This window comes from Paraburkholderia sp. DHOC27, assembly GCF_003429005.1.
In the GTDB taxonomy this organism is placed as follows: Bacteria; Pseudomonadota; Gammaproteobacteria; order Burkholderiales; family Burkholderiaceae; genus Paraburkholderia.
In genome coordinates, this window is sequence record NZ_QVQV01000007.1 from 497641 (window position 1) to 514282 (window position 16642).

Sequence of the window (16642 nt, forward strand, 5' to 3'; positions counted from 1 at the left end):
ATTAGCCAAGATGACTGCGCTGTGCCGCGTATAGCTCGCGAAACGTCCGACCGACCGGCGCGGGCAGATCCCGTGTATTGGTCCAGCCCTCAGCGAGCGGCAGACGCGCAATGGCACGCTTGCGGCCGCCCATTGTTTCCAGCACGCGTACGGCGAGCTTGGTGAAAAGCGCGTAAGCATCCGGATGCAGCGCCAGAAAACCCCACACCGCCAATCCGGCTCGCTCGCGCCACGGACGCAGGCGACGCTCGACCTGTTTCTCACGTAACTTGCGCAGCAGATCGGAAAGCGGAATGCCAACCGGACAAACGCTGTTGCACTCCCCGCACAACGTGGCCGCCTGCGGCAGATCCAGCGCCTTGTCGATCCCAACGTAACTCGGCGTCAACACGGAGCCCATCGGGCCCGGATAGACCCACCCGTACGCATGGCCGCCCACCTTCTGATACACCGGACAGTGGTTCATGCAGGCACCGCAGCGGATACAGCGCAGCATTTCCTGAAAGTCGCCGCCAATCAGCCCCGTCCGCCCACCGTCGACCAGCACCACATACATATGCTCGGGACCGTCCTGGTCGCCGGGCCCACGCGGCCCCGTCAGGAGCGAGAAGTAGTTCGGCGCGGACTGCCCGGTCGCCGAGCGCGGGAGCAGGCGCATTGCGGTAGCGAGGTCTTCGAGCGTCGGCAGCACCTTTTCGATGCCGGTCACCGCGACGTGCACGCGCGGCATCACCGTACACATGCCTTCGTTGCCCTCGTTCGTCACCAGCGCCACGCTACCGGTTTCGGCCACGATGAAGTTGCCGCCGGTCACGCCCATGTCGGCGCTCATGAAGTGCGGACGCAATACTTCGCGCGCCTCGCGCGTCATGTCGGGGATTTCGCTGAGGCGCGGCTTCTGATGCGTTTTCGCAAACAGTTCGGCGATCTCGTCCTTATCCTTGTGAACGACGGGCGCGATGATGTGGCTCGGCGGTTCGTTGTCGTTGATCTGCAGGATGTACTCGCCAAGATCGGTCTCGATGGACTGCACGCCCATCTGGCCGAGCACCTCGTTCAGGCGCATTTCCTCGGTGACCATCGACTTGGTCTTGATGACCTTCTTCACGCCGTGCTGGCGCGCGATATCCGCAACCAGCCGCGCCGCCTCCTGGGTCGTTTCCGCAAACAGCACGGTGGCACCGCGTCGCGTCGCTTCGCGCTCGAAGGTTTCGAGCCAGACATCGAGATTATCCAGCGCGCGGTTGCGGCGCTCCTTCAGCGCGGCTCGCGTGGCCTGAAAGTCGATTTCGGTGATCGCGCTCGCGCGCGCCGACACAAACTTGGTCGACAGCTTGGTGAGGTTCTGTTGCAGGCGCTGGTCGGCGAGCTTCTGACCAGCGCGCGCCTTGAACTGCATCGTCTGAATTTCCATGGCGGCCTTTGCGATCCCAGGAATGCGGGCGCTGACACGAGCAGTGAGCAGTGCCGTGCGAGGGGTGATCGTTTCGTTATGTCCGGGGACGCGTCACGCGTCGCCGGCCAGCACTTGCGCAATGTGCAGCACGCGCGTCGTCGTATCGCCCTGACGGCGCAGGCGCCCTTCTATATTGAGCATGCAGCCGAGATCGCCCAGCACGACTGCCCCGGTGCCGCTGGCGCTGATATTGGCGCATTTCTCGTCGACGATCGCCGTCGAGATATCGCCGTACTTGACTGCGAACGTGCCGCCAAAGCCGCAGCAATGCTCGCAGTCCTTCATCTCCACGAGCGAGATGCCGGCTTGCTCCAGCAACGCGCGCGGCTGCGCTTTCACGCCGAGTTCGCGCAGGCCCGAGCAGGAGTCGTGATACGTGACAGGGCCCGTGAATTCGCCCGGCGTGATTGACGCATTGGCGAGCGTCGTGACCCTGGCCACGTTGACGAGAAAATCCGTCAGTTCGTACACCTTGGGACGCAGCCGGCCGAAGCGGCCCATCATCTGCGGATCGTCGGCGAACAGATCGCCGTAGTGCACCCGGATCATGCCGCCGCACGACCCCGACGGCACCACGATGTAATCGAACTGCTCGAATTCGCGCAGGGTCTTTTCAGCGAGATCGCGCGCCAGTTTGCGGTCGCCGGAGTTGTAGGCCGGTTGTCCGCAGCATGTCTGCGCGGGCGGTACGACGACCTCGTAACCCGCGCCCTCGAGCAGCTTGATGACCGAGAAACCGATCTCGGGACGCATCAGATCAATCAGGCAGGTGACGAACAATCCGACTCGCATGGGCGCTCCTTCGGGAAAACGTCCCTGATTATCCGCTGTTTGGGGAACAATACCAACGCCGCAGGCCGTTGCCGTCCTTCTCCGACGTAGCCTCGTCCGGTTTGGAATCCCGCCTCCAACGGCGTTCGCTTTTTTCACAATACGATATACAATCAATTCTCCGCTGTTTGACGCGTCAACCGATTCTCCCCATGAGCGACACGAACCCGGATCCCAAGACCTCGATCCAGGTGATCGAACGCATGATGCGCCTGCTCGATGCACTCGCGGCGCATAGCGACCCGGTCAGCCTGAAAGAGCTCGCCTTGCGCACCGAGCTGCATCCGTCCACGGCCCATCGCATCCTCAACGACATGGTGACGTGTCGCCTCGTCGACCGTTCGGATCCGGGCACGTACCGGCTCGGCATGCGGCTGCTCGAACTGGGCAATCTGGTGAAGGCGCGTCTGTCAGTGCGTGACGCAGCGTTGATGCCCATGCGGGAACTGCATCGTCAGACGGGTCAGACAGTCAACCTCTCGGTCCGTCAGGGCGATGAGATCGTTTATATAGAACGTGCCTATTCCGAGCGCTCCGGCATGCAGGTCGTGCGCGCCATTGGCGGCCGGGCGCCGCTGCATCTGACCTCGGTGGGCAAGCTCTTTCTCGCCGCGGACGAATCGACGCGGGTGCGCGCGTATGCGACGCGCACTGGTCTGTCGGGGCACACGCAGAACAGCATCACCGATCTCGCCAAGCTCGAGCGCGAACTCAGCCACGTGCGCCAGCAGTCGTGCGCGCGGGACAACGAAGAACTGGAACTGGGCGTGCGTTGCATCGCCGCGGGCATCTATGACGATACGGGCAAACTGGTCGCGGGACTTTCGTTGTCGGCACCGGCCGACCGGTTGCAGGATTCGTGGCTGAGCCAGCTCAGCAAGACCGCGCTGGTGATTTCCGAGTCCCTTGGTTACCAGCCCGAGACGCCGCAAGGGCACGGCCACGTGCAGCAGCACGCGTGAAGGTGTGTTTCGGTTCCGAGTCTGAATTGCTTGCCTGAATTGCGCACCTGGCTGCGCGGCAGCTGAAGTTACGTGAACCAGGCGCGAGACGCCATCACGCTGCACGGCAGCTAGTTGCCGCCACCGCAAACAAAAAGCCCCGCTTCTGCGGGGCTTTTTGTTTTCAAGCGGTGCTGTCCAACCCGGCTAGACGATCCGGGTCATCGCACGTCACGCTCAGGTACCCGCGCCGTTTGCGTCGGCGCTGGTGATGTGCTGATCGCCACCATTGTCGAGCCACGTACGCAGACGCGTCGCATCGGCGAAACGCGAATACTTGCCCGACGAATCGAGCAACACGACGATCATCGGACGACCGTGGATGGTGGCCTGCATCACGAGGCACTCACCCGCTTCGTTAATGAAGCCAGTCTTCTGCAGACCGATGTCCCACGTCGGATTGCGCACCAGCGCGTTCGTGCTGTTGTAGGCGATCGAGCGCTTGCCCGTGTAGACCTCGTAGCTGCGGTCCGTGGAGAACTCGCGGATCATCGGGTACTGGTAAGCCGCGTTGACCATCTTCACCAGGTCACGCGCGCTCGACACGTTCTCGCTCGTCAGACCCGACGGGCTTTCGAAGTGCGTGTCGGTCATGCCGAGTTGCTTGGCCTTGGCGTTCATCGCCGCGATAAACGCCGGACGGCCGCCCGGGAAGTAACGCGACAGCGCGGCGGCGGCACGGTTTTCCGACGCCATCAACGCGATATGCAGCATGTCTTCACGCGACAGCACCGAGCCCACCGCGAGGCGCGAACCGGTGTTCTTGATGTAGTCGCGGTCTTCGTCCGTGACTTCGATCTGCTCGGTGAGCGCGGCCTTCGAGTCGAGCACCACCATCGCGGTCATCAGCTTCGAGATCGAGGCGATAGGCACCACGGCGCGCGAGTTCTTGTCGAACAGCGTGTCGCCGGTGTTCTGGTCGATCACGTAGGCGACGCTCGAGCGCAGCGCCAGTCCGTCCGTTGCTTCATGCAGACCGAACGCCTGGCCAACCGGCTGACGCGGTTCGAAGGCCACCTGACGCACCACCGAGTGACGGCGGCCGTTCATCGAGTACGAGACGCGATGGCGACGGGATTCGACCTTGGGCGTGTCGTCGTCCGCAGCCGCGCTTTGCGCCGCCCTGGATGACTTTGCGGCCACCTTGGCGCCCGGCTTCTTCGCCGATTTGCCAGGTTTGACCGTTTTTTTGCTGACCTTGGCGGGAGCGGTAGACGCCGCCGCGAAAGCATCCACAGGCGCAGCAAACGCGGCGGCGATGACCACTGAAGTGGCCACCGAGACAGCGGTGCTGAGGGCGACGCCGTGGATCACTTTGAGCGACGAGAAAATGTCGGTTTTCATTGGTGTTCTATCAGGGGCGGCGAGAGTTTTACGCAAGTGTAGTAAAACCACGAAAAATTAGCAATATTAAGCACTTATCGGCGCTCCTTAAACCGGCTTGTAAGATCCGATTGCCAAAGGCCTATAAGCTTTGCAGATTCGATGAGGAAAAACGATCGACTCCGCGGATGTTCAGCGAGACCGCCATGCACAGGATTCGGGCGATCCTTGCAGCATAACGGCAATTTTCAAATAACCTTGATTCGGGGAAATACGGTCGCCCCGCGGGAAGCGAAGCTCCGCGAAGCCACTGCCCGCCGCTGCTTCTTTGGGGCAGGACCGCTCCAACGACTATCGAATTCGATCCGGCAATTAAGTACCTGCCGGAATCCGACCGTCGCGCATTCGACCGGGATGCAGCATTAACGTTCCGTGACACATTCCGGTTTACACACTTTTCTGACAGATCGCAGAAAAGCCCGAAATTTTTTGACGAAGCGACCCGCGCGTTGCAGTGCAGCTAAAACGAAAACAGCACGTCATTTCGGGTAAAAAATACCGTAAAAGCGCGCACTAAACGTGTGCATCGGTCGTTCCGACATCTCTCATTAATGGGGCGCGTGCTTCATAAGCTATTGATTTATTGACGTTTTCTTGGTATGGTGCGACGCACAAAAAGTGCTTGACATTCGTTGGCATCATCCTAAAATGAGTGTCATTGCTGCGATGCACAATCCGTCGTGGCCCAATGTGTGTGATTCAAAGTCTTGCCATTAACCCAACGCGGTCCGCGTCAGACGGGCCGCTATCCAGGAGCGTAAACATGACTCTGCTGACCCCTGAGCAAATCGCCGCAGCACAGAAAGCCAACTTCGAGACTTTCTTCGGCCTGACCACCAAAGCATTCGAAGGCATCGAAAAGCTGGTCGAGTTGAACCTGCAAGTCGTGAAGTCGACGCTCGCGGAAAGCCAGGAAAATGCACAACGGGCCCTGTCGGTGAAGGACGCCCAGGAATTCCTCGCGCTGCAAGCCAGCCTGACGCAACCGGTGTCGGAAAAGGCGCTGTCGTATGGCCGTCACGTGTACGAAATCGTGTCCGCTACGCAAGCTGAATTCGCACGCGTTGCTGAAGCTCAATACGACGAACAGAACCGCAAGGTGCAGTCGCTGGTCGACAACGTCGCCAAGAACGCACCGGCCGGTTCGGAAACCGCCGTCGCCGTGATGAAGTCGGCTATCACCGCCGCCAACACGACGTACGAAACGGTTCACAAGGCAACCAAGCAAGCCGTCGAAATCGCTGAAAGCAACTTCAACGCAGCCGCTACGGCAGCGTCGAAGGCAGCTACGCAAGCCGCTGCACAAGCTTCGCGTTCGGCAAAGAAGGCTGTCTAAGGTTTTAGCCTCGTGCTGGTTGGCGCCTCGGGTATCAATCTGAGGTACCAACGCAAAGCATAAAAAAAACGCCGGTCACCTTGAATGGGGCCGGCGTTTTTCATTGGATGAAGAGAATCCGTTGAACCTCAGCGGCCAATAAAAAAGGCGCGCCCTTTGCGGGGCGCGCCTTTTTTTCTCGTGACGGTTAGTGCCATCTCAGTGGGGCTATTCGCGCATACGCGTCCTGCGGACCGCGTCGCGCGAGCGCTCCTGCCGTATTACTTCTTTTTCTGCGGCGGCAGATCGGTACAGACGCCTTCGTACAATTCAGCGGCCATGCCAACCGATTCACCCAGCGTCGGATGCGGATGGATGGTCTTGCCGATATCCGTTGCGTCCGCACCCATTTCGATGGCGAGACACACTTCGCTGATCAGGTCGCCGGCATTCAGACCCACGATGCCGCCGCCGATCACGCGATGCGTTTCCTCGTCGAAGATCAGCTTGGTGAAGCCCTCGTCGCGGCCGTTGGCAATCGCGCGGCCCGAAGCGGCCCACGGGAACACCGCCTTGCCGTACTTGACGCCTTCCGCCTTCAACTGGTCTTCGGTCTTGCCGGCCCAAGCCACTTCCGGATCGGTGTACGCAACCGAAGGAATCTGCAGCGCGTCGAAGTAAGCCTTCTCGCCATGCGCGGCCTCGGCGGCCACGTGACCTTCGTGGACTGCCTTGTGCGCGAGCATCGGCTGACCGACGATATCGCCGATCGCGAAGATATGCGGCACGTTGGTGCGCATCTGCTTGTCGACTTCGATGAAGCCGCGATCCGTCACGGCGACGCCGGCCTTGTCGGCACCAATCTTCTTGCCGTTCGGGCTGCGGCCCACGGCGACCAGCACCAGGTCGTAGCGTTGCGGTTCGGCCGGGGCTTTTTCGCCTTCGAACGACACGTAGATACCGTCTTCTTTGGCTTCCGCCGCAGTCGTCCTGGTCTTCAGCATGACGTTAGCGAAACGCTTGCTGTTGTACTTCTCCCAGACCTTGACGAGATCGCGGTCGGCGCCGGCCATCAGGCCGTCGAGCATTTCGACGACGTCGATCTGCGAGCCGAGCGTCGAGTACACCGTCGCCATTTCCAGACCGATGATGCCGCCACCGATCACGAGCATGCGCTGGGGCAGCTGACGCAGTTCGAGCGCGCCGGTCGAATCGACGACACGCGGGTCTTCCGGAATGAACGGCAGCTTCACTGCTTGCGAGCCCGCGGCGATGATGGCCTGCTTGAACTTGACGACCTTCTTGCCGCCTTCCGTTTCGACCTCGATGTGATTCGGATCGACGAACGTGCCGGTGCCGGTGACGACTTCGACCTTGCGCATCTTGGCCATGCCGGCGAGACCGCCGGTGAGCTTCTTGACGACGCCGGACTTGAAGTCGCGCAACTTGTCGAGATCGACCTGCGGCTTGCCGAAGGTGATGCCGTGCGCGCCGAGCGCCTCGGCTTCGTCGATCACGAGCGCGGTATGCAGCAGCGCCTTGGACGGAATACAGCCCACATTAAGGCAGACGCCACCGAGCGTCGCGTAGCGCTCGATGAGGACCGTTTTCATGCCGAGGTCAGCGGAGCGGAACGCCGCCGAATAGCCGCCGGGGCCCGAACCGAGCACGACCATGTCGCATTCGATGTCGGCCTTGCCGGAGAAGCTGCCCGCTTGCGGAGCGGGCGCGGCAGCCTTGGGCGCAGCAGCAGCTTGCGGCTTGGCTTCAGCTTGAGCCGGCGCTTTCTCAGGTTCTTTGGCGGGCTCTTTAGCGGGAGCCTTGGCTGCCTCTTTGGCGGGGGCCGCCTCCGCCGAGGTTTCGACGATAGCGATGAGGGTCCCCTGGGAGACCTTATCACCGGCTTTGACGCGGACTTCCTTGACAGTGCCGGCGGTATCGCTGGGCACTTCGATGGAAGCCTTGTCGGACTCGAGCGTCATGAGAGCTTGTTCGTTCTCGATGACATCGCCCGGTTTGATATTGACTTCGATGACGTCGACATCCTTGAAATCACCGATGTCCGGCACCTTCACTTCGACGAGACTCATAGTGTCCCCTTCTCTTATTGATCGTTGACGAATAGAAGAACCCATACTTTCGGGCTGACAGTCACCTGTGGCGAAGACAGAAACATCCTTTGCTGTCCGCCCAAGGACGCGCCTTTCTTTTGCCTACTTTTCTTTGGAAGACGCCCCGAAGGAAGTGCCCTTGGGGTGCAAAGAAAAGTAGGTGCTGCCCCGCACAGGGGCGACGCAAATAGACCGACATGAAAGCAGGTTCAACGACGAGCGCGGATGACCACAAAACCGCGCCGCCGGCATTCATCACCTGATCAAAGACTCACACGCCGAAAATCGGCAAGAATCGCACCCAGATACGCATTGAACCGCGCGGCTTCAGCCCCGTCGATAACCCGATGGTCATACGACAACGACAACGGCATGGTCAGCCGAGGCACAAACTGCTTCCCATCCCACACCGGCTTCATGGCGCTACGCGACAGACCCAGAATGGCCACTTCAGGCGCATTGATGATCGGCGTGAAGTGAGTGCCGCCAATGCCACCCAGCGACGAAATCGAGAAACAGCCACCCTGCATCTGATCGGGCTTCAGCTTGCCTTCACGCGCAGCCTTCGACAACTCGGCCATTTCCTTCGCGATCTCCGCGAGGCCCTTCTGGTCCGCGTTGCGAATCACCGGCACCATCAGGCCGTTCGGCGTATCCGCAGCAAAGCCCACGTGGTAATACTGCTTGAACACGAGGTTGTCGCCGTCGAGGCTCGCGTTGAACGTCGGGAATTTCTTCAGGGCGGACACCACCGCCTTGATCACGAACGCCAGCATCGTGAACTTCACGCCGGCCTTTTCGTGTTCCTTGTTCAGTTGCACGCGCAGCGCTTCGAGGTCGGTGATATCCGCTTCGTCGTTGTTCGTGACGTGCGGAATCATGACCCAGTTGCGATGCAGGTTCGCGCCGGAAATCTTCTTGATGCGCGACAGCGGCTTCGGATCGACCGGGCCGAACTTCGTGAAATCCACCTTCGGCCACGGCAGCAGATTCAGCTCGCCACCCCCGCCGCCAGCGGCAGCCGGTGCGGCCGCGGGCGCTGCACGCTGGCCGGTCATCACACCCTTCACGAAGGCGGTGATGTCGTCCTGCGTAATGCGGCCCTTCGGACCCGTGCCCTGCACGCGCGACACGTCGACGCCCAGTTCGCGCGCGAACTTGCGCACCGACGGCGAAGCGTGGCTCGCCTTGCGCTCGCCGCCCTCACCGGCCGGGATCACTGGCGCCTGCGCGAGTGCGGACGGCGCAGCCGGAGCCGGGCTCGGCGTAGCCGGTGCGTCGGACGGCTTCTCAGCAGACTGTTTCGGTGCCGCGGCCGGGGCCGGGGCCGGAGCCGCCGCAGCGCCGCCGCCTTCGGCTTCGATCACCACGATCACCGAGCCTTCCGAGACCGTATCGCCGACCTTGACCTTCAATTCCTTGACGACACCCGCAGCCGTGCTCGGCACGTCCATCGTCGCCTTGTCGGATTCGAGCGTGACGAGCGACTGTTCCTTCTCGACGCGATCGCCAACCTTCACCGCGATCTCGATGACCGGAATGTCCTTGTAGTCGCCGATATCCGGCACCTTCACTTCCTGCACGCCACCGCCGCCGGCAGGCGCCGCAGCGGGCGCAGGTGCCGGGGCAGGCGCAGCAGCAGGCGCGGGCGCAGCCGCCGCACCATTCGCCTTCTCTGCGGCAGGCTTTTCGGCCGGTGCCGCCGCGGCGCCTTCGCCGCCCTCGAGCACGACGATCAGCGTACCTTCCGACACGTTGTCGCCAACCTTGACCTTCACTTCCTTGACGGTACCGGCAGCCGAACTCGGCACGTCCATGGTCGCCTTGTCTGACTCGAGCGTGACGAGCGACTGCTCTTTCTCGACGGTGTCACCCGCCTTCACCAGGACCTCGATTACAGGGATGTCCTTGTAATCGCCGATGTCCGGCACCTTGACTTCGATCGCTTGACTCATTGTTGGTGTCTCCTGGGCCGCGCACGCCACCGGCCCCTGGCGATCAGGGGCAGGCGCGCACGCATGGCACTCGGGGAATGATGCCTTAGACGGTCATCGGGTTGGGTTTGGCGGGATCAAGGTTGTACTTCTTGAGCGCCTCGGCGACGACCTTGCGCTCGATCGTCCCTTCGTCAGCCAGTGCGTTCAATGCAGCCACCGTGACCCAGTAACGATCCACCTCGAAGAAGTGGCGCAGCTTTTCACGGGTGTCCGAACGGCCATAGCCGTCGGTACCCAGTACGACGAACTTCTGCGGCACGAACGCACGGATCTGCTCGGTCAGCGCGCGCACGTAGTCGGTCGATGCGATGACCGGACCTTGCGCGTCCTTCAGCAGCTTCTCGACGTGCGAGACCTTCTTCTCTTCGGTCGGATGCAGCAGGTTCCAGCGCTGCACTTCGTGACCTTCGCGCGCCAGTTCCGTGAAGCTCGGCACGCTCCAGAGATCGGCGGCGACGCCCCAGTCGTTCTTCAGCAGGTCGGCGGCGGCGATCACTTCGTTGAAGATCGTGCCCGCGCCCATCAGTTGCACGCGCGGCGCCTTCTTGTCGGCCTCGGCCTTGCGGAACGCGTACATGCCCTTGATGATGTCGGCCGCCACGGAGTCGCCCTGCGGAATCGCCGGGTGCTCGTAGTTCTCGTTCATCACCGTGATGTAGTAGTACACGTCTTCCTGCTCCGCCACCATGCGGCGCAGGCCGTCCTGCATGATCACGGCGAGTTCGAAACCGAAGGTCGGGTCGTAGCTGATGCAGTTCGGCACCGAAGCCGCCCACAGCAGCGAGTGGCCGTCTTCGTGCTGCAGGCCTTCGCCGTTCAGCGTCGTGCGTCCGGCGGTACCGCCCAGCAGGAAGCCGCGCGAACGCATGTCGCCCGCCGCCCACGCCAGATCGCCGATGCGCTGGAAGCCGAACATCGAGTAGAAGATGTAGAACGGAATCATGATCTCGCCGTGCGTCGAATACGACGTCGCGGCTGCGATCCAGTCCGACATACCACCGGCTTCGTTGATGCCTTCCTGCAGGATCTGACCGGTTTCCGACTCACGGTAGAACATCAGCTGGTCGGAATCTTCCGGCACGTACTTCTGGCCTTGCTGATTCCAGATACCAATCTGACGGAACAGACCTTCCATACCGAAGGTACGCGACTCGTCCGGCACGATCGGCACGATGCGTTTGCCGAGCGCCTTGTCCTTCAGCAGGATGTTCAGGATCCGCACGAACGCCATCGTCGTGGAGATCTCACGGCCTTCGCCCGTGCCCTTCAGCAGCGGCTCGAACACCGCCAGTTCCGGCACCGGCAGCGACTCGGCCTTCTGGCGACGCGCCGGCAGATAACCGCCGAGGTCCTGACGGCGAGCGCGCATGTACTCGAGTTCCTTCGAACCTTCTTCGAACGTCAGATACGGCACGTCGACGATCTGTTCGTCGGTGATCGGCAGACGGAACTGGTCGCGGAACTTCTTCAGCTGCTCCACCTGCATCTTCTTCTGCTGGTGGGTGATGTTCATCGCCTGACCGGCTTCGCCCATGCCGTAGCCCTTGATCGTCTTCGCGAGAATGACGGTCGGCTGGCCCTGCGAATTCGAGGCTTCCGTGAACGCTGCGTAAATCTTGTGCGGATCGTGACCGCCGCGATTCAGATTCCAGATGTCCTCATCGGACCATTCGGCGACCAGCGCCTTCAGTTCCGGCGTATTGAAGAAGTGTTCGCGAACATACGCGCCCGACTCCGACTTGTACGTCTGGTATTCGCCGTCCACCACTTCCATCATGCGGCGCATCAGCGCGCCGGATTTGTCGCGCTGGAACAGCGCATCCCAGCGGCTGCCCCAGATGACCTTGATGACGTTCCAGCCCGCGCCGCGGAATTCGCTTTCGAGTTCCTGGATGATCTTGCCGTTACCGCGCACCGGACCGTCGAGGCGCTGCAGGTTACAGTTGATCACGAACACCAGGTTGTCGAGACGCTCGCGGCCGGCCATGCCGATCGCGCCGAGCGATTCCGGCTCATCCGTTTCGCCGTCGCCGAGGAACGCCCACACCTTGCGGCCGTCGGTCTTCGCAATGCCGCGCGCCTGCAGGTACTTCATGAAGCGCGCCTGATAGATCGCCATGATCGGGCCGAGGCCCATCGAGACGGTCGGGAACTGCCAGAAGTCCGGCATCAGCCACGGGTGCGGATACGACGAGATGCCCTCGCCGCCCACTTCCTGACGGAAGTTGTCGAGCTGGTTTTCGGTCAGACGGCCGAGCAGGAACGCGCGCGAATACACACCCGGCGACGAATGGCCCTGCACGAAGATCAGATCGCCGCCATGTTCAGCGGACGGCGCATGCCAGAAGTGGTTGTAGCCGACGTCATACAGCGTGGCGGCCGACGCGAACGAGGCGATGTGGCCGCCGACGTTGGTTTCCTTGCCGGCGCGCAGCACCATCGCCATTGCGTTCCAGCGGGTGTACGAACGGATGCGGTGTTCGATGTCCTGGTCGCCGGGGTTCTTGGCCTGGCGCGCGACGGGAATCGTGTTGATGTACGGCGTGTTGGCGGAGAACGGCAGATGTTCGCCATGCACACGCGCAAATTCGATTTGTTTCTCGATGAGATAGTGGGCGCGATCGGGGCCCACTGCAGAAATCACGCCATCCAGCGCTTCCAGCCATTCGCCGGTTTCCTGGGGATCGTCGTCTTTTTCGGCAGCGACATATTTCATGACTTCGTCGGGTACAGCGGACATGCTCGTCTCCTGAGGATAAGGAACGCTCTTTGAACAGACGACGCGGACGAGTGTGGCCGCGGCAGCTTCGGCCGATTGTAATAAGGCGCTCGTCGTCTGCGCAACAAAATTTTCGAATTACGAGATCGTTTCTCACAATGCGGAAAATTGTTGCGGCGCACCCTGATTTGACTGCCCGTCAACGGATACGTCGGCTAGTTTGCGCCGATTTACGCGACTTTCCGCGCTTTTTTGCGCCATTTGCTAGTTGCACGCTGCGCTACAATGCCAGCCATGTTGACCGAACGGCTTTTCGCACGCTCGGCGCGACCCGCCAAATCGACGGCGGACTCGTCGCCTTCCAGATGGCACCACGGACCGTGGTGGTCGAACTCGTATTTGCTCACGCCACTGCTGTCCATTCTGGTGTTCCTGGTGGTGATGAGCCTGATTCTATGGAGCCTGAACCGGCGCGAGCAGCAGCAACAGGAAGACACGCTGTACCGCAACGTCGCCTGGGCGCAGCAGCAAATTCGTCTCTCGATGACCGGCGCCCAGGAGCAGATTCAGGCCTTGGCGCGCGACGTCGTCGCCGGCCACGCGGATCCCCACTCCTTCCAGGTGTCTACCACGGACATCATGCAGGGGCATCCCGAAATTCTTTACATGAACTGGTACACGGCCGCGCAGCAACCGCGCTGGCCCAATACCGCCATGCCGGTGGCCGGTCAGCGTCTCGCGCGCCCGAGCGACGAGCAGATGGAGGAAGCGGTCAAGGCCGCCTTCAGCGACGCGCGCACCACCCGCCGCCAGGTTTATTCGCCGCTGATCTACGACGATCTCGGCAACGGCTACCTGACGCTGCAAACCCCGATCTACCGCGACCGCGACTTCCTCGGCACGATTGCCGCGGTGTTTTCCGTCGAAGGCATCCTCAAGCACGACATCCCGCCTGAGCTGTCGGCGAAGTACAAGATCTCGATCATCGACCTGAACAACCGCGAACTGGCCACCACGTCCACGCGGCCGCGCCTGCCGCGCGACATGTTCTACGACCTGCCGCTCGACCCGCCGGGGCAAGGCGTCTCGGTGCGCGTGTACGCGTTCCCGCAGATGACCAACTTCACCAACAACACGCTCGTGTGGCTGGTGGCGGGTCTGTCGTGCTTCGTGCTGTGGAGTTTATGGAGCCTGTGGAAACACACGCGCCAGCGCTTCGAGGCGCAGCAGGCGCTGTACGCGGAAGCGTTCTTCCGGCGCGCCATGGAAAACTCCGTGCTGATCGGCATGCGCGTGCTCGACATGCATGGGCGCATCACGCACGTGAACCCCGCGTTCTGCCGCATGACCGGTTGGGACGAGAGCGATCTGGTCGGCAAGAATGCGCCCTTCCCCTACTGGCCGCGTGACGCCTATCCCGAGATGCAGCGCCAGCTCGACATGACGCTGCGCGGCAAGGCGCCTTCGTCCGGCTTCGAGCTGCGCGTGCGGCGCAAGGACGGGTCGCTGTTTCACGCGCGGCTTTACGTGTCGCCGCTGATCGACAGCTCGGGCCGTCAGACCGGCTGGATGTCGTCGATGACCGACATCACGGAACCGAAGCGCGCCCGCGAAGAGCTTGCCGCCGCCCACGAGCGCTTCACCACCGTGCTCGAAAGTCTCGACGCCGCGGTGTCCGTGCTGGCCGCCGACGAAGCCGAACTGCTGTTCGCCAACCGCTACTATCGCCACCTGTTTGGCATCCGTCCGGACGGGCATCTGGAATTAGCGGGCGGCGGGTACGATAGCGCACAGGCGTCGTCCGATTCGATAGATATGGTCGATGCATACGCGGGACTGCCCGCCGCCGCGCTCACCGAAAGCACCGCCGACGCCCAGGAAGTCTATGTACAGGGCATCCAGAAGTGGTTCGAGGTGCGCCGCCAATACATTCAGTGGGTGGACGGCCATCTGGCGCAGATGCAGATCGCGACGGACATCACCACCCGCAAGCAGGCGCAGGAACTGGCGCGCCAGCAGGACGAAAAACTGCAGTTCACGAGCCGCCTGATGACGATGGGCGAAATGGCCTCGTCGCTCGCGCATGAACTGAACCAGCCGCTCGCGGCCATCAATAACTATTGCTCCGGAACCGTGGCACTGGTTAAATCTGGGCGGACCACACCTGACAATCTGCTGCCGGTGCTCGAAAAGACCGCGCAACAGGCAGTGCGGGCGGGCATGATCATCAAGCGGATTCGCGAGTTCGTGAAGCGCAGCGAGCCGAAACGCCAGGCCACGCGTGTCGCGGATATCGTCGCGGACGCGGTCGGGCTGGCCGAGATCGAGGCGCGCAAGCGGCGCATTCGCATCGTCACGGAACTGCGTGCGCGGCTGCCGGTGATCTACGTGGACCCGGTGCTGATCGAGCAGGTGCTGGTGAACCTGCTGAAGAACGCCGCCGAAGCCATGCACGACGCACGGCCGAACGCGGTGGATCCGGTGATCCGCGTGGTGGTCAAGCTGGATAGCGGCTTTGTTTGCATCAGTGTGGTCGATCAGGGGCCGGGGGTCGACGAGGCGACCGCCGAGCGTCTGTTTGAACCGTTTTACAGCACCAAGTCCGATGGCATGGGCATGGGGTTGAATATCTGCCGTTCGATTATTGAATCGCATCGCGGCCGCCTGTGGGTGGTGAACAACGTCGAGTCCGACGGCCACATCACAGGCGCCACGTTCCATTGCAGTCTGCCTATTGGAGAGCCTGACGGCCCGAGCAACGGCGGGTCCGAGGCGCCGACACCACAAACCGTTACGGGAGAGCTATGAACAGCCCAGTCACCACCCAGGAAACAGTCTTTGTCGTCGACGACGACGAGGCCGTGCGAGATTCGCTGCGCTGGCTACTGGAGGCGAACGGGTACCGGGTACAGTGCTTTTCCAGCGCCGAGCAGTTCATCGACGCGTGGCAGCCACACACGCACCCAGGCCAGATTGCCTGTCTGATCCTCGACGTGCGGATGTCCGGCATGAGCGGACTCGAGTTGCAGGAACGCCTGATCGCCGACAACGCGTCGCTGCCGATCATCTTCGTGACGGGCCACGGCGACGTGCCGATGGCGGTGTCGACGATGAAAAAAGGCGCGATGGATTTCATCGAAAAGCCGTTCGACGAAGCCGAACTGCGCAAGCTGGTCGAACGCATGCTCGACAAGGCGCGCAGCGAAAGCACCAGCGTGCAGCAACAGCGTGCGGCCGCCGAGCGGCTGGGCAAGCTGACGGCGCGTGAGCATCAGGTGCTCGAGCGCATCATCGCCGGCCGTCTGAACAAGCAGATCGCCGACGACCTCGGCATCAGCATCAAGACCGTCGAAGCACACCGCGCGAACATCATGGAAAAGCTGAACGTGAATACGGTCGCTGACCTGCTGCGTCTCGCGTTGTCGAACAAGCCGAAAGAAGCGCAATAAGCGTACTGGTTGCATGCATGCGGGCTGCGCGGCATGATCGCCCGCAGCCCGTTTCGCTTTTTGCGGCTTGCTCGCAAGCCACTCGTGGCGTTGTCCCGGTTCCGCTGATTCCCCCGATTTCCCCGATTCCCCTGATGCCCCTTGGCACCTCGCCGTTTCAATTCCCCGCTGTTTCCCCCCGCTTTCCTGCGAGGCGCCTCGCTGTGCCGCAGGCTGCGCATCAAACAACCTGCACTTCGTTCCTTGACTGCCCTGCGCATGCCGCGCGGAACGGATTGCTCGTCTGCCTTGAAACCTGCGCGCCGGTATAATGCTGTACTTCGCTGCGGCGCGCTTTTCGACACCCGACCGGTTGCTGTTGGAAAACGCCATCGCATCTG

10 protein-coding genes are annotated in these 16642 nt (G+C 61.9%); 4 read left to right on the forward strand and 6 right to left on the reverse strand.

What is annotated here, in order from left to right; all coding sequences use genetic code 11:
• Nucleotide 1 precedes the first annotated feature (1 nt).
• Together D0B32_RS23805 and D0B32_RS23810 are read right to left on the reverse strand one after the other, a co-directional pair.
• Nucleotides 2–1414: a lactate utilization protein B gene (locus D0B32_RS23805; RefSeq protein WP_117336728.1), complete on the reverse strand. Its 1413-nt coding sequence runs from the start codon at nucleotides 1412–1414 to the stop codon at nucleotides 2–4.
• A gap of 93 nt (nucleotides 1415–1507) precedes the next feature.
• Complete coding sequence (locus D0B32_RS23810; protein ID WP_117336729.1) at nucleotides 1508–2248, reverse strand: (Fe-S)-binding protein; 741 nt, start codon at nucleotides 2246–2248, stop codon at nucleotides 1508–1510.
• A 191-nt stretch (nucleotides 2249–2439) separates the two neighbouring features.
• Here D0B32_RS23810 and D0B32_RS23815 point away from each other — a divergent pair, with 191 nt between their 5' ends.
• Complete coding sequence (locus D0B32_RS23815) at nucleotides 2440–3249, forward strand: IclR family transcriptional regulator (protein ID WP_117336730.1); 810 nt, start codon at nucleotides 2440–2442, stop codon at nucleotides 3247–3249.
• Between the two features lie 216 nt (nucleotides 3250–3465).
• Here the strand turns inward: D0B32_RS23815 and pbpG are convergent, their stop codons facing one another.
• Nucleotides 3466–4632 carry a D-alanyl-D-alanine endopeptidase gene (gene pbpG / locus D0B32_RS23820; RefSeq protein WP_117336731.1) on the reverse strand — a complete coding sequence of 389 codons (1167 nt, stop codon included), beginning with the start codon at nucleotides 4630–4632 and terminating at the stop codon, nucleotides 3466–3468.
• 802 nt (nucleotides 4633–5434) lie between these two features.
• Between pbpG and D0B32_RS23825 the strand changes: the two genes are divergently transcribed.
• The gene (locus D0B32_RS23825; RefSeq protein ID WP_117336732.1) at nucleotides 5435–6007 is read left to right on the forward strand and encodes a phasin family protein; all 573 of its coding nucleotides are present in this window, start codon (nucleotides 5435–5437) and stop codon (nucleotides 6005–6007) included.
• A gap of 260 nt (nucleotides 6008–6267) precedes the next feature.
• On the opposite strand, the gene lpdA is transcribed toward D0B32_RS23825, so the two are convergent.
• From lpdA to aceE, 3 genes are all read right to left on the reverse strand, one after another.
• Entirely contained in the window at nucleotides 6268–8076 is a 1809-nt protein-coding gene (gene lpdA, locus D0B32_RS23830; RefSeq protein WP_117336733.1) for a dihydrolipoyl dehydrogenase, read from the reverse strand.
• 284 nt (nucleotides 8077–8360) lie between these two features.
• The gene (gene aceF / locus D0B32_RS23835) at nucleotides 8361–10052 is read right to left on the reverse strand and encodes a dihydrolipoyllysine-residue acetyltransferase (protein ID WP_117336734.1); all 1692 of its coding nucleotides are present in this window, start codon (nucleotides 10050–10052) and stop codon (nucleotides 8361–8363) included.
• 85 nt (nucleotides 10053–10137) lie between these two features.
• Nucleotides 10138–12834, reverse strand: coding sequence for a pyruvate dehydrogenase (acetyl-transferring), homodimeric type (aceE, locus tag D0B32_RS23840; RefSeq protein WP_117336735.1), 2697 nt, complete (start codon nucleotides 12832–12834; stop codon nucleotides 10138–10140).
• Nucleotides 12835–13107: 273 nt separating this feature from the next.
• On the opposite strand from aceE, the gene fixL reads away from it, so the two are divergent.
• Both fixL and fixJ read left to right on the forward strand, forming a co-directional pair.
• Entirely contained in the window at nucleotides 13108–15621 is a 2514-nt protein-coding gene (gene fixL / locus D0B32_RS23845) for an oxygen sensor histidine kinase FixL (protein WP_117336818.1), read from the forward strand.
• Nucleotides 15618–16262 (forward strand): oxygen response regulator transcription factor FixJ, encoded by a 645-nt coding sequence (gene fixJ / locus D0B32_RS23850; RefSeq protein WP_117336736.1) that lies wholly within the window; start codon nucleotides 15618–15620, stop codon nucleotides 16260–16262. The genes fixL and fixJ overlap by 4 nt, the downstream gene beginning before the upstream one ends.
• The last annotated feature ends 380 nt before the right edge of the window (nucleotides 16263–16642 follow it).